At 54.3% G+C, this 20,101-nt stretch carries 20 protein-coding genes; all 20 read left to right on the top strand.

Annotated elements, in window-relative coordinates; all coding sequences use genetic code 11:
• The first annotated feature begins 2 nt into the window (after positions 1-2).
• The 20 genes from fliI to KD147_RS13880 all read left to right on the top strand — a co-directional run bounded on the left by fliI (position 3) and on the right by KD147_RS13880 (position 20,100).
• Positions 3-1,340: a flagellar protein export ATPase FliI gene (fliI, locus tag KD147_RS13785; protein ID WP_212548238.1), complete on the top strand. Its 1,338-nt coding sequence runs from the start codon at positions 3-5 to the stop codon at positions 1,338-1,340.
• The gene (fliJ, locus tag KD147_RS13790; protein WP_212548239.1) at positions 1,333-1,785 is read left to right on the top strand and encodes a flagellar export protein FliJ; all 453 of its coding nucleotides are present in this window, start codon (positions 1,333-1,335) and stop codon (positions 1,783-1,785) included. The genes fliI and fliJ overlap by 8 nt, the downstream gene beginning before the upstream one ends.
• Before the next feature lie 119 nt (positions 1,786-1,904).
• Entirely contained in the window at positions 1,905-3,698 is a 1,794-nt protein-coding gene (locus KD147_RS13795; RefSeq protein ID WP_212548240.1) for a flagellar hook-length control protein FliK, read from the top strand.
• Positions 3,699-3,744: 46 nt separating this feature from the next.
• Entirely contained in the window at positions 3,745-4,275 is a 531-nt protein-coding gene (gene fliL / locus KD147_RS13800) for a flagellar basal body-associated protein FliL (RefSeq protein ID WP_105254951.1), read from the top strand.
• A gap of 11 nt (positions 4,276-4,286) precedes the next feature.
• The gene (gene fliM / locus KD147_RS13805; RefSeq protein ID WP_212548241.1) at positions 4,287-5,381 is read left to right on the top strand and encodes a flagellar motor switch protein FliM; all 1,095 of its coding nucleotides are present in this window, start codon (positions 4,287-4,289) and stop codon (positions 5,379-5,381) included.
• A 42-nt stretch (positions 5,382-5,423) separates the two neighbouring features.
• Positions 5,424-5,825 carry a flagellar motor switch protein FliN gene (fliN, locus tag KD147_RS13810; RefSeq protein ID WP_105190517.1) on the top strand — a complete coding sequence of 134 codons (402 nt, stop codon included), beginning with the start codon at positions 5,424-5,426 and terminating at the stop codon, positions 5,823-5,825.
• Positions 5,822-6,226 carry a flagellar biosynthetic protein FliO gene (gene fliO / locus KD147_RS13815; protein ID WP_212548243.1) on the top strand — a complete coding sequence of 135 codons (405 nt, stop codon included), beginning with the start codon at positions 5,822-5,824 and terminating at the stop codon, positions 6,224-6,226. Before fliN ends, fliO begins: the two co-directional genes overlap by 4 nt.
• A 4-nt stretch (positions 6,227-6,230) precedes the next feature.
• Positions 6,231-6,974 carry a flagellar type III secretion system pore protein FliP gene (fliP, locus tag KD147_RS13820; protein ID WP_105190683.1) on the top strand — a complete coding sequence of 248 codons (744 nt, stop codon included), beginning with the start codon at positions 6,231-6,233 and terminating at the stop codon, positions 6,972-6,974.
• A gap of 2 nt (positions 6,975-6,976) precedes the next feature.
• Positions 6,977-7,246: a flagellar biosynthesis protein FliQ gene (fliQ, locus tag KD147_RS13825; RefSeq protein ID WP_105254955.1), complete on the top strand. Its 270-nt coding sequence runs from the start codon at positions 6,977-6,979 to the stop codon at positions 7,244-7,246.
• 2 nt (positions 7,247-7,248) lie between these two features.
• On the top strand, positions 7,249-8,028 hold the full coding sequence (gene fliR, locus KD147_RS13830; protein ID WP_105190514.1) for a flagellar biosynthetic protein FliR: 780 nt from the start codon (positions 7,249-7,251) through the stop codon (positions 8,026-8,028).
• 8 nt (positions 8,029-8,036) lie between these two features.
• A complete protein-coding gene (gene flhB / locus KD147_RS13835) occupies positions 8,037-9,167 on the top strand; it encodes a flagellar biosynthesis protein FlhB (protein ID WP_105190513.1) in 1,131 nt (376 codons plus the stop codon).
• Between the two features lie 80 nt (positions 9,168-9,247).
• Positions 9,248-11,353: a flagellar biosynthesis protein FlhA gene (gene flhA, locus KD147_RS13840; RefSeq protein WP_212548245.1), complete on the top strand. Its 2,106-nt coding sequence runs from the start codon at positions 9,248-9,250 to the stop codon at positions 11,351-11,353.
• Between the two features lie 35 nt (positions 11,354-11,388).
• On the top strand, positions 11,389-12,981 hold the full coding sequence (gene flhF / locus KD147_RS13845) for a flagellar biosynthesis GTPase FlhF (protein WP_212548246.1): 1,593 nt from the start codon (positions 11,389-11,391) through the stop codon (positions 12,979-12,981).
• On the top strand, positions 12,974-13,834 hold the full coding sequence (locus KD147_RS13850; protein WP_105254958.1) for a MinD/ParA family protein: 861 nt from the start codon (positions 12,974-12,976) through the stop codon (positions 13,832-13,834). The genes flhF and KD147_RS13850 overlap by 8 nt, the downstream gene beginning before the upstream one ends.
• 15 nt (positions 13,835-13,849) lie before the next feature.
• Positions 13,850-14,578 (top strand): RNA polymerase sigma factor FliA, encoded by a 729-nt coding sequence (locus KD147_RS13855; RefSeq protein ID WP_212548248.1) that lies wholly within the window; start codon positions 13,850-13,852, stop codon positions 14,576-14,578.
• A gap of 39 nt (positions 14,579-14,617) precedes the next feature.
• A complete protein-coding gene (gene cheY, locus KD147_RS13860; protein WP_105190508.1) occupies positions 14,618-15,001 on the top strand; it encodes a chemotaxis response regulator CheY in 384 nt (127 codons plus the stop codon).
• A 17-nt stretch (positions 15,002-15,018) separates the two neighbouring features.
• A complete protein-coding gene (locus KD147_RS13865; protein ID WP_105254960.1) occupies positions 15,019-15,768 on the top strand; it encodes a protein phosphatase CheZ in 750 nt (249 codons plus the stop codon).
• A 15-nt stretch (positions 15,769-15,783) separates the two neighbouring features.
• The gene (locus KD147_RS13870; protein ID WP_212548250.1) at positions 15,784-18,147 is read left to right on the top strand and encodes a chemotaxis protein CheW; all 2,364 of its coding nucleotides are present in this window, start codon (positions 15,784-15,786) and stop codon (positions 18,145-18,147) included.
• Between the two features lie 11 nt (positions 18,148-18,158).
• Positions 18,159-19,343: a protein-glutamate methylesterase/protein-glutamine glutaminase gene (locus KD147_RS13875; RefSeq protein ID WP_212548251.1), complete on the top strand. Its 1,185-nt coding sequence runs from the start codon at positions 18,159-18,161 to the stop codon at positions 19,341-19,343.
• Positions 19,336-20,100, top strand: a complete 765-nt coding sequence (locus KD147_RS13880; RefSeq protein ID WP_212548253.1) for a flagellar motor protein — start codon at positions 19,336-19,338, stop codon at positions 20,098-20,100. Before KD147_RS13875 ends, KD147_RS13880 begins: the two co-directional genes overlap by 8 nt.
• The last annotated feature ends 1 nt before the right edge of the window (position 20,101 follow it).

A 20,101-nucleotide genomic window follows, 5' to 3' on the forward strand; every position in this document is an offset into this window, starting at 1 on the left:
CCATGAGTCACTCCTTAGCACAACGCCTTAAAAACAAGCGCAGTGCCATTGCCCCAGCGCCGGTCGCGGTGGCTGGCAGCCTTACCCGGGTGGTGGGCTTAACCTTGGAGGCCAAGGGCCTGCATGCGGCCATTGGCAGTTTGTGCCAGGTAGAAACCAATCAGGGCATGGTCGATGCCGAGGTGGTGGGTTTTAACGACGACATTCTTTATTTGATGCCCAACGACCGTATCTCCGGAGTGTTACCCGGGGCGCGGGTGATCCCTGTTGCGAAAAAGCCGGGTTTGCCCGTGGGTATGAATTTACTTGGCCGCGTAGTGGACGGTTTAGGTCGTCCCTTGGATAGCCTTGGGCCTTTGCGCACAGAACATTATGCGCGTTTTGCGCAAAACAATATTAATCCTTTGGCGCGTCGTCCCATTAGCCAGGCCATGGATGTGGGTGTGCGTGCCATTAATTCGGTGATCACCGTGGGCCAAGGTCAGCGTATGGGCCTGTTTGCCGGCAGTGGCGTGGGTAAGTCCGTGCTGTTGGGAATGATGACCCGAGGCAGTGCCGCCGATGTAATAGTGGTGGGTCTGGTCGGCGAGCGTGGTCGCGAAGTGAAAGAATTTATTGAAGAGATCTTGGGTGAGCAAGGACGTAAACGTGCCGTGGTGGTGGCGGCGCCCGCCGATGCCTCGCCGTTAATGCGTTTAAAGGGCTGCGAGAGTGCGGTCACCATCGCCGAGTACTTTCGCGATCAGGGCTTAAATGTCTTGTTGCTACTGGACTCGGTCACCCGTTATGCCATGGCGCAGCGGGAAATTGCCTTGGCGGTGGGCGAGCCTCCGGCCACCAAGGGCTATCCGCCTTCGGTGTTCGCCAAATTACCGGCACTGATCGAGCGCGCTGGCAACGGCGGCGAAGGGCAAGGCGCCATTACCGCATTTTTCACCGTGCTCTCCGAGGGCGATGATATGCAAGACCCCATTGCCGATGCGGCGCGGGCCATACTCGATGGTCATATCGTGCTATCGCGGGAGCTGGCCGACAGCGGCCATTACCCCGCCATCGATGTGGAAAAATCCATTAGCCGGGTGATGCCTCAGGTGGTGTCCGAGCAGCATATGCAGCAGGCCCGAATCATGAAGCAGGTGCTGGCCATGTATTCGGAAAACAAAGACATGATCACCCTGGGTGCCTACCAAAAGGGCACCGACCCCATGCTGGATCAGGCCATAGATATGATGCCGATGATCAATCAATTTTTACGCCAGGGCATGAAAGACGTGGTGCCTTACGACGAGTGCTTGCATTCGTTAGCCGTGTTGTTCGGACAAGGAGGCAAGGGTGGCTAAGTTATCTCTGCTACTTAAGCTTGAAAGCGACAAGGAAGAACGCTTGCGTGCCGACTTCCTCAGTGCTCAGCAGCACCATCGACTGCAACAGCAAAAATTGCAGGGCTTAACCCAATTTCGTGGCGAATACATGAGTCAGTTGATGAACAAGGCTCAGGCCGGTTTATCCAGTGCCGGCTTTAGTCATTATCAAAATTTTATCGCGAAAATAGAGCAGGCCATTGCTCAGCAGTCACACACGGTGGAAACCGCCGATAAAGTCACCCAGCAACGCCAGCAACAGTGGCAACAACAGCGTATACGCGCTGAGGCGGTGGCCAAGTTGATCGCTAAACAAGAACAACAAAAGCAAGCAGTCATGGCCAAAGCCGAGCAGAAAATGTTGGATGAGTTCAGCACCAACCAGTTTTTTGCCCGGCGCCTGGCGCAGGGCTCGGGTTCGTAGCCCATGAGCCCCTCAAACAGCCAAGGCCAAAACTGGTGCATATATTGCAGTCAACAGGCCAGGTTGATTATTCCCGGTGCTAAAGCGGCAGTGCTTTGCCACCTTTTGAGGGTCTGTTCATGACATATATTGAGTCCGTTGCCATGCTCGGCACCCAAGTGATTTCCGGCGATTCTGCCTCGTCGCACACCAAAGGCGCAGGTGATGAAGTGTTTCGCTCTGACTCTTCTCAAGAGCAGGCGCCGAGCTTTGCCAGTGCCTACCAGCAGGCCCAGGATGCCGCCAGCAAGAGTAAAGTAGACGCCAAGGCGAAGCCAGAGGCATCACCCGATACATCGGCAAAGGCATTGCCACAGACGTCGTCACCAAAGGCGAGCGATGAGAAAACGAATATCGATTTGGCCGAAGAAAAAGACGCAGCCTTGACCGTGCCTTCTATGGACGCTGAAGAGACGCTCGCAAACGAGGAGCAGGTATTATCCTCGGGCGATAAATCCGACGCTGAGTTGGGTGCGGGTGCAAGTGCGGGTGCAAGCGCGGGTGCGGATACGCAGAGCAAGCCGAATCAAGCAGCCTTGGCCGACCATACTCATGCCTCGCAGGCGGCGCAGCAGTTAACCACCCAAGGTGGCGAGCAAGGGCAAGCAGGGGGCGATTTTTATCAGCAGTTGTTTGCCCAGCTTACTATCAGTACGGAGTTAAAAACAGCGGCTCACAGTGTCTCGGCCCGGGGGGCTGAGGCCATGGGAGCTAAGGGGATAGAGATAAAAGCGTTAGCGCCGGACTTACAGCAGGCGCTGGCGAAATTAACGCCGCAGCAAAAAGAGCAGCTTAATGCCACTGTGCTGCAATTGGCTCAAGAGCAAAACCTGGAACCCAAGCAATTAGCGGCCTTAACGCAGCAGCTTGAAGGCTGGGCTAAGCGATCCCCTGAAGGCCCTTTGCTCGGCGATCAAGGTGAAGGCAAAGAGACGGGCTCACCAGCCAGACTTGAGTCGGGCAAGATGGACGAGCTCCTGACTAAGCCGATGCAATCCGCTACGGCGGCCGCTTTAGAAAGTAAAAATAGCGTTTTGGCGTCAGGCATTCACGTCACTATGACTTCAACTGCGGGTGCAACTGCGGGTGCAACGGCTAGCAAAAGTAGCGAATTAAACGCCGGTGTTGAGCATGATTTGCTTGCCCTAAGTGAGGGCAATGAGCAGGCGGCCGGCGTTAAAATCAGCCAAGAGCTAGGCCTGGAATCGGCACCGAAAGGGCGACTCGAGAGCATCGAGGGAGGCAAAATCTCGCAGTTAGCACAGGCGTTATTGGCGCAACTCTCTGGAGGCACTCACGCCGGTGCGGCGAGCGATGTCGGCAGCGCCATTGAAGCGGACTTAGCCCAGTGGCAACAGTTTGTATCGCCTGCCAGCGTGCAGGCCCAGACTGCTGCCCAAGGTACGGGGTCTAAGCAGACACTGGATCCGGCCTTGTTGCAGGCGCTGAATATCACTAAGAGCGATGCCGCCCAGCAATTGCATCAACGGGTCAATATGTTGCTGAATCTCAGCAATCAGGAGGCGGAAATCCGTCTCGACCCACCCGAATTAGGAAGCATGCAGGTTCGCGTGCGCAGCGAGGGTGAGCAGGCACATATTAATTTTGTGGTGCAAAACCAGCAGGCAAAAGAGGCGTTAGAGCAGAGCATGCCACGGCTACGCGAGTTATTGGCGCAGCAAGGATTAGCCCTGGGTGAGGCGCAGGTGGAGCAGCAAAATCAAGGTCAGGGCCATGAACGGGAGGCCTTTGCCAACCAGGCTCAACAGGGCCTAGAGGCTGAGGTCCAAGGCGACAGCGAGGCCGAACTTGAGCCGCTTAGCGGCCCGGTGAAAAACCCACAGGCAGAGCAAGGAATTGATTTCTATGCCTAATAACAATTGCTATTATACAGCTAACTGATTTTATTCGAGGCGCCCAATGGCCGATGACAAGCAAGCCGAGCTACAAATTGAACAGGCCGGCTCACCTAAAAAATTAATAATAATCATTGTCGCCCTGGCGTTATTGGCGGCCGCCGCTGGCAGCTATTTTTTCTTCGCTGCCGCTAATGAAGCGACGCCTGCTCCCGCGCAAGTAGCCTCAAAAGGCGGCGCTGAGTCGGCCCTGGGTTCACCGAGCGCGCAATTAGGCAGTGCCTTGTATGTGGCCATGCCACGACCCTTCGTCTTTAATGTGCCTGGTGCGGCGCGCGATCGCATCGTGCAGATCAAGGTGCAACTATTGGTACGAGGCGATGACAATGAGGAAACGGCGAAAAAGCATATTCCTTTGATTGAGGGGACCTTACTCAGTGTCTTCGCCGGCACCAATGCCGATGAATTAAGCACCGCGGCGGGCAAAGAATCACTGCGCGATGAGGCGTTGGTAAACGTACAGCAGGCCCTTGAAGGGGTTGCTGGTACAAGTGTGGTTGAGCGGGTACTCTTTACCGGCTTTGTGATGCAGTAACGAGGTGTAGCGTGAGCGACTTATTATCTCAAGACGAAATTGATGCGCTATTACACGGTGTCGACGAGGTTGAAGAAGAAGAGGTAGCCGAGGGCGGCGAAGGCGGTGCCGATGTTGCCTTGCAATACGACTTCTCGTCCCAGGACCGCATTGTTCGTGGTCGCATGCCGACCCTTGAGATCGTTAACGAGCGCTTTGCCCGGCATATGCGCATCAGCCTGTTCAATATGATGCGCCGCACCGCCGAGGTTTCCATTAACGGCGTGCAGATGATCAAGTTTGGTGAGTATATTCACACCCTGTTTGTGCCAACCAGTTTGAACATGGTGCGTTTTCGCCCACTCAAGGGGACTGGCCTTATCACCATGGAAGCCCGCCTGGTGTTTATCTTGGTGGATAACTTCTTCGGTGGCGACGGCCGTTACCATGCGAAAATTGAGGGTCGTGAATTTACCCCCACCGAGCGCCGTATTGTGCAGATGCTGCTGAAAATCATCTTTGAAGATTACAAAGAAGCCTGGGCGCCGGTGATGGATGTGTCCTTCGAATACCTCGACTCCGAGGTGAACCCGGCCATGGCCAATATCGTCAGCCCCACCGAGGTGGTGGTGATCAGCTCCTTCCATATCGAGCTCGACGGCGGCGGTGGTGACTTCCATATTGCTCTGCCTTATTCGATGTTGGAGCCGATTCGTGAGCTGCTCGATGCCGGTGTGCAATCGGATACCGAAGACACCGACCTGCGCTGGTCCAAGGCGCTGCGCGATGAAATTATGGATGTGGACGTGGAACTGTCGACGCGCCTATTGGACGTGGACCTGTCGTTGGCGCAGATTATGGACCTGCAGGCCGGCGATATTATTCCGGTGGAAATGCCCGAGCATGTCACCGTGTTCGTCGAAGACCTGCCGACCTACCGCGCTAAAATGGGACGTTCGCGGGATATGGTGGCGCTGCAGATCAGTGAAAAAATTAAACGCCCCGAGTCGGTTAAATCCGATCTTCATGTCTTTACCAAAGGCGGTAAAAAACTGGATTCGGATGCCGAACTGGCGGTGCTTGAAGATGACCTTCACCTCAGTGAAGGGGTAGATTTAGATTGGTAAAAAGCACAGAGTAACTGTGCCTAGCAACAGAGGTTGTATGTAATGAGTGATGACCAAGATACCATGGACGAATGGGCCGCAGCCCTGGCCGAAGCAGAGCAGAGCGAAAGCGAGGCCGGTGAGGCGCACGCAGCCGAGCTTGACGAGCTGACGCCAACAAACCAGGACGTGTCGGCGGACGACAAGCGTAAGCTCGACACCATTTTAGATATTCCGGTGACCATTTCCATGGAAGTGGGGCGCTCGAAAATCAATATTCGTAACCTGCTGCAACTGAACCAAGGCTCGGTGGTCGAGCTGGATCGCGTTGCCGGTGAACCTTTGGATGTGCTGGTAAACGGCACCCTGATCGCCCATGGCGAGGTGGTGGTGGTGAACGATAAGTTTGGTATTCGCCTTACCGATGTGATCAGTCAGGTCGAGCGCATTAAGAAGCTACGATGAAGCTTGCTCGTATTGCCTTACTGCTAAGCGCTGCTGCGCCGACCTGGGGGTGGGCTAGTACCGCCGCGGCCACGCCGGGAGCGGGGTTAAACCTCAATATCGTCTCCATGCTGCTGTCGCTGATGCTGGTGGTGGTGACCATACTGGTTTTGGCGTTTTTACTGAAGCGCTTTAATCCCAATATGGCAACCAGTGACGATTTTAAGGTGGTACGTACCCTGGCGCTGGGCACCAAGGAGCGGCTGCTGGTGGTGGAAATTGATAATAAACAACACCTGCTTGGGGTGACGCCACAGGCCATTAACTATTTGTATGAATTAGAAAACCCTTTGCCGGAGCGGGAAATGACGCCACTGGCAAAGCAACTTAGCCATTTACTCAATACTAAAAATAAGACCTAAGATGATGAAATACTGGCTCCTGCTGCTGTGCGCCTTGCTCATTAGCCCGACCGCCTTTGCCGAGCAAGGTTTACCGGCGGTGACCGTCACCACCAATGCCGATGGCTCTCAAGATTACTCGGTAACCCTGCAAATTCTGGCCATTATGACGGCGCTGAGTTTTATTCCGGCGGCGGTGATCATGATGACCTCTTTTACCCGCATCATAGTGGTGCTGGCGATACTGCGCCAGGCCATCGGCCTGCAGCAAACGCCATCAAACCAGGTATTGTTGGGTATGTCGTTGTTTTTAAGTATTTTCATTATGGCGCCCATTTATAACCAGGTGCATGATCAGGCCATTGCGCCCTATCTGGATGAAAAAATGACCTCGATGCAGGCGCTCGAAGCGGCAAAGCAGCCCATGAAGGCCTTTATGCTGTCGCAAACCCGCATTAAGGATTTGGAAACCTTTGCGCAAATCGCCGGTTATGAACAGCTGGACTCCCCAGCCGACACGCCCTTTATCGTGGTTATCCCGGCCTTTGTCACCAGTGAGCTGCAAACCGCTTTTATTATCGGCTTTATGTTCTTTATTCCGTTTCTTATCGTCGATTTGGTGGTGGCCAGTGTGCTGATGGCCATGGGTATGATGATGCTCTCGCCCATGATAGTGTCGCTGCCCTTTAAGATCATGCTCTTTGTGCTGGTCGACGGCTGGTCGCTGGTGATGGGCACCTTGGCCCGCAGCTTTGGCCTGGGGACCTAAGCATGGAACCGGGTGTTTTTGTCGATATCCTCAGCGATGCCTTGTTCCTGGTGATCAAGCTGGTGTCGGCAATTATCGTCCCCAGCTTGATTGTCGGCTTAATCGTTGCCGTGTTTCAGGCCGCAACCTCGATTAACGAACAGACCCTGAGCTTTTTGCCGCGTTTGTTGGTGACCCTGGGAGCCCTGATCATAGGGGGCCACTGGATCACCCAGGAGCTGATTGATTTCTTTAATCGCCTGATACTGTCTATTCCAGAAATAGCGGGCTAGCGATGGAATACCCCTTTGCCGTTATACTTCAGTGGCTAAGTGACTACTTACTTCCCTTGGTGCGCATTGCCGCCATGCTGATGGTAATGGCCGGTATCGGCGCCCGCAATGTGCCCGCCCGGGTTAAGCTGGGCCTGGCCCTGGTGATTGCCTTTGTCGCCGTGCCCGTGTTGCCGCCGGCGCAATTTACCAACCTCTTCTCGGCGGAAATGATCCTGGTGGTGCTGCAGCAAATACTCATTGGCGTGGCCATGGGCTTTGCCTCTCAGCTGCTGCTCAATACCTTTATTTTGGCGGGGCAAATTCTGGCGATGCAAACCGGTTTGGGTTTTGCCTCCGTGGTCGACCCGGCCAATGGCCTCAGCGTCCCCGCTGTGGGTCAGTTTTACCTGATCCTCAGCACCTTGCTGTTTTTCGTTTTTAACGGCCACTTGATGATGATCCAAATGATAGTGCACAGCTTTATCGCCGTGCCTATCGACGGTACCTGGTGGGCGGTGGATCATTATTGGGATATTGTCACCTGGGGCGGCTGGATGTTTACCACGGCCCTGGTGCTGGCTCTGGCTCCCTTGACTGCCATGCTGGTGATTAACCTGTCATTCGGGGTGATGACCCGTGCCGCGCCACAGCTTAATATTTTTGCCATCGGTTTTCCCTTTACCCTGGTCTCCGGCCTGGTCATTATCTGGGCAACCCTGGGGAATTTTATGGCTCAGTTCGAAGCCCAATGGCTGCGCATGGTGGAGCTGATGTGTTCCATGGTCGGTTGTGCCCCTTAGGAGGATAAATGGCTGAAGATTCAGGGCAGGAAAGAACCGAAGAACCCACGCCGAAAAAGCTCCAAGAGGCGAAAAAGAAGGGGCAAATCGCGCGCTCAAAAGAGCTGGGCACCACCTTTGTGCTGATCATGTCGGCGGTGTCGCTGCTGATTTATGGCCCGGATATTGGCCGCGGTCTGCATCTGGTGATGGGCCGTATGCTTAGCCTCAGTCGCAATGAAACCTATGATACCTCGAAAATGTTTGCCGCCTGGGGCGCGGTGGCCGATGCCTTGCTCTATCCCATGGCCATGTTTGTGCTGGTGATAGTGTTGGCGGCCTTTATCGGCAATACCCTGCTCGGTGGGTTTAACTTTTCCTGGCAGGCCATGGCTCCTAAAGCCAATAAACTGTCACCGCTAAAAGGCTTTAAACGCATGTTTGGGACCCAGGCAGCGGTGGAATTGGTCAAGGCATTGTTGAAGTTTGCCCTGGTGGCATCCTGCGCGGTGTTTTTAATTAAAATTTACTTTTATGAAATTCTTCATCTCAGCATAGAATCGACGCCGGGCAATATCGCCCATGCCCTGGAGATCATCGCCTGGATGTTCCTGGCCTTGAGCTGCACCATGCTGGTGGTGTCGGCCATCGATGCGCCGTATCAAAGTTACAATCACCATAAACAGCTGAAAATGACCCTGCAAGAGGTCAAGGACGAGTATAAAAACTCAGAGGGTGATCCGCAGATCAAGGCGCGTATTCGCCGCACCCAAAGGGAAATGTCGCAGCGACGCATGATGCAGGATGTCCCCGACGCCGACGTGGTGGTCACCAACCCGACCCACTATTCGGTGGCGCTGAAATACGATACCGACAAGGCCGGAGCGCCAATTATGGTGGCCAAGGGCGGCGATGAACTGGCGATGCAAATACGTAAGGTCGCTCAGGGCAATGATGTGCCCCTGGTGGAGTCGCCGGTGTTGACCCGGGCGCTGTTTCACACCACAGAGGTGGGCGAGCAGGTGCCGGAACAGCTCTTTACCGCGGTGGCCCAGGTGCTGGCCTATGTCTATCAGTTGAAGCGCTTCCAAAAGGGCCGTGGCCGCAGACCGACCAAGCTGAGTGAACACCTCCCCATCCCAGATGACTATCAGTATTAGGCCCGCTAAAGCGTAACTTTTAAAGCTGGCCTGCTCCTTGCTTTAATGCCCCCAGTGTCAATTTATTGCTGTGCGCATTTATGGATTTCAAGGCCGTTTTAACCCAGCTTAATCGCGATAAAAAAGAATATGCCAAGGGCGTAGGTACGCCTTTATTAGTGCTGGCCGCATTGGCCATGGTGGTCTTACCCATGCCGCCGTTTCTGCTCGATATTCTTTTCTCCTTTAATATCGCTTTGGCCCTGGTTGTGCTGCTGGTGACCGTCTACACCTTAAAACCCTTGGACTTTGGTATGTTCCCGGCGGTGCTTTTGGTCGCCACCATCATGCGCCTGGCCCTGAATGTCGCCAGTACCCGAGTGGTGCTGCTCGAAGGTCACCAAGGCGGCGACGCCGCCGGTAAGGTAATTGAAGCCTTTGGCTCCGTGGTGATCGGTGGTAACTATGCGGTCGGCCTGGTGGTCTTCTTAATTCTTATCATTATCAACTTTGTGGTGATCACCAAGGGTGCCGGGCGCATCTCCGAGGTGTCAGCGCGTTTTACCCTGGACGCCATGCCGGGTAAGCAAATGGCCATAGACGCGGACTTAAATGCTGGCTTTATCAGCGCCGAGCAAGCCCGTGAGCGCCGTGAAGAGGTGACCCGCGAGGCGGATTTCTACGGCTCCATGGACGGTGCCAGTAAGTTCGTAAAAGGCGATGCCATCGCCGGTATTGTTATTTTGATCATCAACATAGTCGGCGGCTTGTTTGTCGGCATGATCCAGCATGACCTCAGCTTTGGTCAGGCCATGGAAGTCTATACCCTGCTTACCATAGGGGATGGCCTGGTAGCGCAATTACCTTCGCTATTACTGTCAATCGGCACCGCCATCGTAGTGACCCGACAAAACGAGTCGCACAACATGGGCGAGCAGGTTAAAAGCCAGTTGGGCAACGACAAGGCGCTGTGGATCGCCTGCGGTATCTTGGTCACCATGGGTCTGGTCCCGGGCATGCCCCATTTGGCCTTTTTAGGTCTGGGTGCCTTGCTAGGTTTTATTGCGTATTTATCACAAAAACAGGCGCGCGAGGCCGAGTTGCAAGAGCAACAGCTGGCGGCGCAGGGGGCGGGCACCCAAGTGGCGGCGCGTGACGAGCCCAAGGAGTTGGGCTGGGATGACGTACAGCAGGTGGATGTGGTGGGCCTGGAAGTGGGCTATCGCTTGATCCCCCTTGTGGATCAGGCCCAAGGTGGTGAGCTGTTGAGCCGCATTAAAGGGGTGCGTAAAAAGCTGTCGCAAGAATTTGGCTTTTTGGTGCCGCCGGTGCATATCCGCGATAACCTGGAGCTCGACCCCAATGCCTATCGCATTACCCTGATGGGCGTATCCAGCGGTGACGGTGAACTGAGCAATGGCTCTGAGCTGGCCATTAACCCAGGTCAGGTTTTTGGCCCGGTCAATGGCATAGCCACCAAGGATCCGGCCTTTGGCCTGGATGCTGTGTGGATTAAGCCGGAACAAAAAGACGAAGCCCAATCCCTGGGTTACACGGTGGTGGATGCTGCCACCGTGGTCGCCACCCATATCAGCCAGTTACTTACTAACAATGCCGCACTGCTGCTGGGTCATGAAGAAGTACAGAGCCTGCTCGACATGCTGGCCAAGAGTCACCCCCGCCTGGTAGAGGGCCTGGTGCCCGAGGTCTTGCCGCTGACGACCGTGGTGAAGGTGTTGCAAAACCTGCTTAACGAAGGGGTCGCTATTCGCGATATGCGCACCATAGTTCAGACCCTGGTGGAGTATGGCCCACGCAGCCAGGACCCGGATGTTTTAACCGCGGCGGTGCGTATTTCGTTACGTCGATTAATAGTACAAGACGCGGTGGGCGCAAGCCCGGAAATTCCTGTCATAACATTGGCGCCTGAGTTGGAACAGATGTTGCATAAGTCACTTCAGAACGCAGGAGATGAAGGTGCCGGTATCGAACCAGGCCTTGCCGAGCGACTACAAGCGTCGCTCAGTGAAGCTCACCAGAACCAGGAAATGGCCGGTGAACCTTCCATCTTATTGACCTCTGGAATGCTGCGAACGGTGTTATCACGCTTTGTTAAATACACCATTCCAGGCCTTAGGGTGATGTCCTATCAGGAAGTCCCCGATGAGCGTCAAATTAAGATCGTTAGCTCCGTAGGACAGCAATAAACCAATGGCCAGGCCGTTGCTTAAAGGGTGAACTTATGAAAATTAAACGCTTTTTTGCTAAAGACATGCGCAGCGCATTAAAAGAAGTAAAGGATGAACTTGGCGCCGACGCGGTGATCATGTCGAATAAAAAGCTCGCCGATGGTGTTGAAATCGTCGCCGCCATCGATCATGAGCGTCCTAATGCGGTGCCTGCCCAGCCGAATACTGTCGCATCGAATACTGTCGTATCGAATGCTGTCGCATCGAATACTCAAACTCAGCAAACCGAACAACCACGGGTGCAGCCGCGGGTGCAGCCGCGCGTACTGCAACCATATAATCACGGTGCCCGCGTCCATAGCCAACAAGAGCGCGAACACACGCCGGTGGCCGACTCCTTGCAGGCTTTGTTAGAGCGTCAAAATCCACAACCGAAAAATGCCGCCCTGGCGGATATGTTTTCGCAATCCGGCATCGATTTGCAGCAGTCAGGGCAGCAGTCAGGGCAGCAGCAGGTGCAGCAGCCAGCGTCGCACTACGCCCCGGCAGAATCAGATATGCAACCGCGTGTGCAACCGCGGGTGCAACAACCGCATGCGCCATCACAGCGTCCGGAACCAAGAATGCCCGCCCAACATCTGGGTGATGACCTGGACGGTGATGACTTAGATGACTTCGCTCCGAGCACCAAGGCCGAGCAGGATGAAATCACCGCCATGCGTGACGAAATGAATGCCATTCGCCAATTGCTGGAACATCAGGTATCGGGCTTGCTGTCACAAGACCGTGCCCGTCGAGACCCGACCCGCGCCTGTTTTATCGAGCGTCTGCAAGGCATGGGTATCGATGCCAAGGTGGCCGAGCAGTTGGTGCGTTATGTGCCCGATGACGTTTCCCGTCAGCAAGCCTGGCAGGGAGTGATGGAAATGATGCATAAGCATATGCACACCACGGGCAACGAGATTTTACGCCATGGCGGCGTCTATGCCTTGGTGGGACCCACAGGTGTTGGTAAAACCACAACGGTGGCTAAACTGGCGGCCCTGGGGGCGCAGAGATACGGTGCCGATCAGGTGGCCTTGATCACCACGGATACCTACCGTATCGGCGCCTTCGAGCAATTGGCGACCTATGGGCGAATTATCGGTTGTCCGGTAAAACAAGTTAAAGATGCCAGCGAATTGGCCGATACCTTATTTCAGTTACGCAATAAGCGCCTGGTGTTAATTGACACCGCCGGTATGAGCCAGCGCGATCTGCGTTTAAGCGAGCAGTTAAATACCCTGATGCGCAGCGCCGCGGTTGAGATCCGCAGCTACCTGGTACTCAGTGCCACCGCCCAGCGCGAAGTGTTGCAAGAAGCCATAAAACACTTCCAAAAGGTCGACCTAAGTGGCTGTATTTTCACTAAGCTTGATGAAAGTCTAAGTTTGGGTGAGATTATTAGTGTAGCGATTCAAAATCGCCTGCCAATAGGGTATCTTACTAACGGTCAGCGCGTGCCAGAAGATATCCGGGTTGCAAACTCGGAAAAAATGGTGAGAAAGGCTGAGCAATTGTTTATAAAACGCCAAAAAGCGCAAGCAGCACAGGCTCCAGCAGGGCGTCAGACGGTAGCGTCACCAGCAGTAGGAATGTATGATTAACACCATCTTGGATCAGGCAAGCGGCCTTCGCAGAATGAATCAGAATAATAGTCAAGGCGTAAAAGTAATCGCCGTAACCGGCGGCAAAGGCGGTGTGGGTAAAACCAATGTTTCCCTGAATATGGCCATTGCTATGGGCCAACAAGGAAAGCGGGTTTTAGTGCTTGATGCCGATCTGGGGCTGGCCAATTGCGACGTGATGCTTGGCTTGCGAGTGGAAAAAAACCTGTCGCATGTCCTCAATGGTGAGTGTCACCTGCGCGACATCCTGGTTGAAGGTCCCGCCGGCATCCATATCGCTCCCGCTTCTTCGGGAGCCCAGAGCATGGTGGAACTAAGCCCCGCCGAGCATGCGGGTCTGATCCGTGCCTTTAGCGAGCTCGATAACGATTATGACGTGCTGATTGTCGATACCGCGGCCGGTATTTCCGACATGGTCCTAAGCTTTTCGCGCGCCTCGCAGGATGTGGTGGTGGTGGTCTGTGATGAGCCGACCTCCATTACCGATGCCTATGCCTTGATCAAGGTGCTTAGCCGCGAGCATGGTGTCTACAAATTTAAAATCGTTGCTAATATGGTACGCAGCCTGCGCGAGGGTCAAGATCTGTTCGCCAAGCTGTCCAAGGTCACCGATCGCTTCCTCGATGTCTCACTGGAACTGGTTGCCACCGTGCCCTATGACGAAAACATGCGTAAAGCCACGCGCCGCCAAAAAGCCGTGGTTGATTTATTCCCTAACTCTCCGGCCTCGGTGTCGTTGAAGAGCCTGGCCAACAAGGCCTGGCAATGGCCGTTGCCAAACCATCCTTCGGGACACTTAGAATTCTTTATTGAAAAGCTCGTAGGCGGCTAACGGTTTAGGACGGCTATGAATAGGGTCGCAGGGTATCAACAGCAACAGCAGTTAAGTTCTTTGGTGGAGCGCCATGCTGCATTAGTTAAGCGTATCGCCTGCCATCTTTTGGCGCGTTTGCCCGCCAGCGTGCAATTGGACGATCTCATTCAATCGGGAATGATAGGGCTTATCGAAGCCTCGAAAAACTTCGATGGCAGCAAGGGTGCCAGCTTTGAAACCTTTGCCGGCATTCGTATTCGTGGTGCCATGCTCGATGAAATTCGTCGTGGTGACTGGGCGCCACGCTCATTGCACCGCCATAGCCGTGCCATAGCGCAGGCTATTCACGATTTGGAACGGGCCTTGGGACGCGAGCCAAAAGATGCCGAAGTCGCTCAAAAGCTGGATATTTCACTCGAGGAATATCATACGATTTTAAACGATGTTAATTGCGCCAAGGTCATTGGCATCGAAGATCTGGGCGTCGATGAAGACGTTATCGGCGGTGGCGGTGAGCATGAACAAGAACAGCTCAGCCGCCCCTTTGCCAGCATGCATAACGAACGATTTAATGCCGCTTTGGTTGCGGCGATCAAGTCGTTGCCCGAGCGCGACGCCTTGGTACTGTCGTTGTACTACAACGATGAAATGAACTTAAAAGAAATAGGGCACATACTCGAGGTTAGCGAGTCGCGTGTGAGCCAAATACATAGCCAGGCGATGATCAAGCTTAGAGCCAAGATCAGCGACTGGATCAATTAGTAGTAAGTAAAGCGGGTTTAGACCTCACTGGAGGATACTTTGGATAAGAACATGAAAATTCTCGTGGTTGATGACTTTTCCACTATGAGAAGAATCATTAAAAATCTATTGCGTGATTTAGGCTTCACCAATGTGCAAGAGGCAGACGATGGCAGCACGGCGCTCCCTATGCTGCAAAATCAGGACTTCGATTTTGTGGTCACCGATTGGAATATGCCGGGCATGCAAGGTATTGACCTGTTGCGCGCCATTCGCGCCGACGAGCGACTCAAGCACCTACCCGTATTAATGGTGACCGCCGAAGCCAAGAAAGAGCAAATTATTGCCGCCGCCCAGGCCGGTGTGAATGGTTACATTGTTAAGCCGTTTACCGCCGCGACCTTGAAAACCAAGCTGGAAAAAGTGTTTGAACGCTTAGGTTAAAAAAGAAGGAGAGGTTTATGTCAGCGCCCGCTGCACCTCATATTACCCTGGAGCAGGCCAAGCAGCTTGTCGCGTTCTTGGAACAGGGCGAACAGGAAAAAGCCGACCAATTGATCTTGGATGCGGCCTCGAAGGAGCAATCCGAGCTGTTTGCCGAGGTGGGAAAACTCACGCGCCAACTGCATGAATCACTGAAAAATTTTCAGCTGGATACCCGCCTTTCAGACTTGACCAACGAAGCCATTCCAGACGCCAAACAGCGTCTAAATTATGTTATGGAAATGACCGAGCAGGCGGCCAATAAAACCATGGATGCGGTGGAAGCCAGCCTGCCCATTGCCGAGCGCTTGTCCACCGACCTGCATCAGATCAAACCCAGCTGGGATAAGCTGATGCGCCGAGACTTGCAGTTGGGCGAGTTTAAGCAGCTGTGCCATCAGCTTGACGGCTTTATGGGGCGCTCGCAGAGCAGTACCTTGGAGCTGCACGCTTTGCTTAACAATGTGTTGTTGGCGCAAGACTACCAGGACTTGACCGGTCAGGTGATCCGCCGGGTTATCGAACTGGTTCGTGAAGTGGAAGACAGCTTGATCCACCTGCTGACCGTCTTCGGTGCTGAAGAAGGCGAGCTATTAGAAAAAGAACAAGTGGCCATTAAGGTCAACGGCGAAGGCCCTGAAGGGCCCATTATTGATAAAGAATCTCGTGATGATGTGGTATCAAGCCAGGACGAGGTCGACGACTTGTTGTCGAGCCTGGGATTCTAACAGGAGTGCGGTTGCATGAGCTTTGAAGTAGATGAAGATATTTTGCAGGACTTTCTCGTCGAAGCGGGTGAAATATTAGAACAGCTGTCTGAGCAATTGGTGGAGCTGGAAAATAATCCCGAAGATAAGGATCTACTTAACGCCATCTTCCGTGGTTTCCACACAGTGAAAGGCGGTGCCGGCTTCCTGGCCATGAATGAGTTGGTTGATGCCTGCCATGGTGCCGAAAACGTCTTTGATATTCTGCGTCAGGGGCAACGTCGCGTTACAGCCGAGTTGATGGATGTGATCTTGCAAGCGCTGGACACCATTAACGAGATGTTCGCGCAAATTCAGCTGCGTGCTCAACCCGAGCCCGCCGACCCCGAACTGTTAGCTATTTTACATCAATTAAGTGAGCCGGAAGCACCCGGTGAAGCCCTTGCTACATCTGCACCCGTTGTTGTTCCTGTCGTGGAGACCACGGCAGTGTCAGTGGCTGAATCTATGGCTATCGAGGATACCCCGATAGCCTTTAATGATGAGTCCAACTCGGCTATTGATGAAATCAGTGAAGACGAATTTGATGCCTTACTTGATGAGTTACATGGAGTAGGTAAAGGCCCGGGGGCCGAGACCTCAATGACCGAGGAAGCCAGCACAGATAGCAATCTTTCAGGGTTCTCCGGGGGGGTCACCGAGGGAGCCCCCGAGGGCGATGAAGATATTACCGATGATGAATTCGATGCCTTACTTGACGAATTGCACGGCCCCGGCAGTTTTGGTGTATTAGGCTCCGGCTCAGCAACCGCATCTGCGACCACATCTGTAACAGCATCAGCCGATAAAAAAGTCGCAGAAGAGACGGCTGCAGTGGCCAGCGCCGACGACGATGAGGAAATCAGTGAGGACGAATTTGACGCCTTACTCGATGAGCTTCATGGCAAAGGCAATGGCCCTACGGCGATACCAAGCCCGCCAGCCGCCACAAGCCAGGCCGCGTCCGCAGTTTCAGTAACGCCAAGCCAACCGGCCAGCGATAGCAGTGCGGCGGTACAAAAACCACAAGTTCAGCCCACCAGTCAACCCGTTGGCCAGCCTGCAGGTCAGCCAACAGGCCAGGTTATTGGCAATGCAAATGGTCAGCCCGTCGGTAAGCCCGCCGAGAAGCCGGTCAGCAAGCCGGTCAGCAAGCCGGCGGCTAAAGCCGCGGCGCCCGCCGCCGAAACCACGGTGCGCGTCGATACCAAGCGCTTGGATCAGATTATGAACATGGTTGGCGAGCTGGTGCTGGTACGTAACCGCCTGCTGACCCTGGCCAATAGCAGCAATAGCGAAGACATGGGTAAAGCCATTTCCAACCTGGATGTGGTGACCGCCGATCTGCAAGGGGCGGTGATGGCCACCCGCATGCAGCCAATTAAAAAGGTGTTTGGTCGTTTCCCTCGGGTGGTACGAGACCTAGCTCGCAGTCTGCAAAAAGATATCTCCCTGATATTGGAAGGCGAAGATACGGATCTCGATAAAAACCTGGTCGAAGCCCTGGCCGATCCCTTGGTGCACCTGGTACGCAACTCCGTCGACCACGGTATCGAAATGCCCGCTGTGCGCGAGCAAGCGGGTAAGCCCCGTACCGGCTTGGTGAAGCTTTCGGCCTCCCAGGAAGGGGACCATATTCTCTTAAGTATTCAAGATGATGGCGCCGGAATGGACGCTGAAAAGCTGAAAAATATCGCCATCAACAAGGGCGTACTGGACGCCGATCAGGCCGCCCGTTTAAGCGATAATGAGGCCTATAACCTGATTTTTGCGCCGGGTTTTTCAACCAAGGAACAAATCTCCGATATTTCCGGCCGTGGCGTTGGCATGGATGTGGTGAAAACCAAGATCAGCCAGCTTAACGGCACCATTAATATCGAATCGCAACTGGGTGTGGGTACCCGCTTAGACATCAAAGTGCCCCTGACCCTGGCGATATTACCGACCCTGATGGTGGTGGTGGGCGAGCAAACCTTTGCCCTGCCGCTTGCGGCGGTCAACGAAATCTTCCACCTCGATTTAACCAAGACCAATGTGGTTGATGGCCAGTTGACCATTATCGTTCGTGATAAGGCCTTGCCCTTGTTCTACTTGGAGCACTGGCTGGTTAAGGGAGCCGACAGCTCGCAGCGCAAGGCAAAGGGCCATGTGGTGATAGTGCAAATTGGTACCCAGCAGGTGGGTTTTGTGGTCGACTCTCTGATTGGTCAGGAAGAGGTGGTTATTAAGCCTCTGGATGCCTTATTGCAGGGGACACCAGGTATGGCTGGTGCGACCATTACCTCAGATGGCGGCATTGCCCTTATCCTCGACGTGCCGAGCATGTTAAAACACTATGCTGGCCGGTCCAGCGTAAACTAGGTGAGTGGCCCATGCCTGTAAAAGTTCTGATTGTTGATGATTCGAGTTTTTTTCGCCGCCGTGTCAGCGAAATTCTTGCTGCCGATAGCGATATCGAGGTCATAGACACCGCCGTCAATGGGGCCGATGCGGTAACCAAAGCCGCGGCCTTGCGTCCGGATGTGATCACCATGGATGTGGAAATGCCGGTGCTTGATGGGATCTCGGCGGTTAAACAGATCATGGCGAAGACCCCCACGCCTATCCTGATGTTCTCCTCTCTGACGCGCGAAGGGGCCAGTGCCACCCTGGATGCCCTCGATGCGGGAGCGCTCGACTTTTTACCAAAAAAATTCGAGGACATCGCCCGCAATAACGATGAAGCCGTGGCTGTATTGCAGCGTAAGGTGAAAGAACTGGGGCGTCGTCGCTTAATGCGCTGGCGTCGTCCCCCCTTGGCAACGACTGCATCTGCGAGTGCAACTGCAACAGCAACTTCGACGGCTACCACAGCGCTGCGCAGCGGTGCACGCTCGGGGTCGGCGCCTGCGCCGGCAGTAACGGCTCAGCCCAAGGTGCAAAACGAACCAGGTTTGAGCCCGCATCCTCGTCCCACTAGCTATCGGGCGACGGGCAAAAACTATCGCCTGGTGGTGATCGGCACCTCAACCGGCGGTCCGGTCGCACTGCAGAGTATTTTAACCCAGTTACCCCGAAATTTTTCGCTGCCTATTTTACTGGTACAGCATATGCCCTCAGCCTTTACGCCGGCTTTTGCTCAGCGTTTAAACAACCTTTGTAACATAGAGGTGAAAGAGGCTGAGCAGGGCGACATGTTAAAACCCGGCACCGCCTACCTGGCCCCCGGTGGTCAGCAAATGATGTTTGACCCTCGCGCCACCTCACCCAGACTCAAGGTGTTTGCCGATGACAACCCGAGAATCACCTATAAACCCAGCGTCGATGTCACCTTTGCCAGCAGCGCCAAGCAATTTGGCGGCGATGTGCTGGCCATAGTGCTGACCGGGATGGGCGCCGACGGTCGTGAAGGGGCGCGCATGTTAAAGCAATACGGCGCCAGGGTATGGGCTCAGGATGAAGAGTCCTGCGTGGTCTATGGCATGCCGCAGGCCATTGTCAGTGCCGGTTTGCATGATCATCAGTTGGCGCTCGAGGACGTTGCCAGCCATTTAATCAAGGAGGTGGGCAATGGATAAGCTCTCCCTACTCGGTCTTATTGTTGCCCTTGGGGCCATCACCCTGGGTTACAGCCTGGAGGGCGGTGTGGTCAGTGCCCTTATCAATCTGCCGGCGCTGCTTATCGTGGTCGGTGGCACGCTCGGTGCGGTCATGTTGCAGTCCCAGCTCCCCATATTTAAAAAGGCACTGGAAATTTTTAAATGGGTCTTTACGCCGCCCCGTTACGATATGGAAGCGGGTATTGAGCAGGTCAAGGAATGGACCAGTACGGCCAGACAAAAAGGCTATTTGGCTTTGGAAGAATATGCCCTGGCAACACAAGACCCCTACGCGGCCAAGGGCCTAAGCTTGCTTATCGACGGCACCCAGGAACAGCGTTTGCGCGATACCCTGGATATCGAACTGACCTTGGAGCGCGAGCGCTTGCTTGATGCCGCCAGGGTGTACGAGGCCATGGGCGGTTATGCCCCGACCATAGGCATCTTGGGCGCCGTGTTGGGCTTAATTCAGGCCATGGCTTATATCACCGAACCACAGCAGCTCGGAGCCGGTGTCGCCACCGCGTTTTTGGCCACCATTTACGGTGTCGGCCTGGCTAACCTGCTGTTACTGCCGGTTGCCAATAAGCTTAAGCAGGTGATTGAAGAAAAGATGCTTTATCACGAGCTTATCGCTGAGGGCATAGTGGCCATGCACACGGGTGAAACGCCGGCCAATATTGAGCTAAAGCTAGAGGCCTATATTGCCGAGCGTCATGTGAGTTCAGGATACTAGC

It is taken from the genome of Pseudoalteromonas sp. BDTF-M6 (assembly GCF_018334135.1).
GTDB lineage: Bacteria > Pseudomonadota > Gammaproteobacteria > Enterobacterales > Alteromonadaceae > Pseudoalteromonas.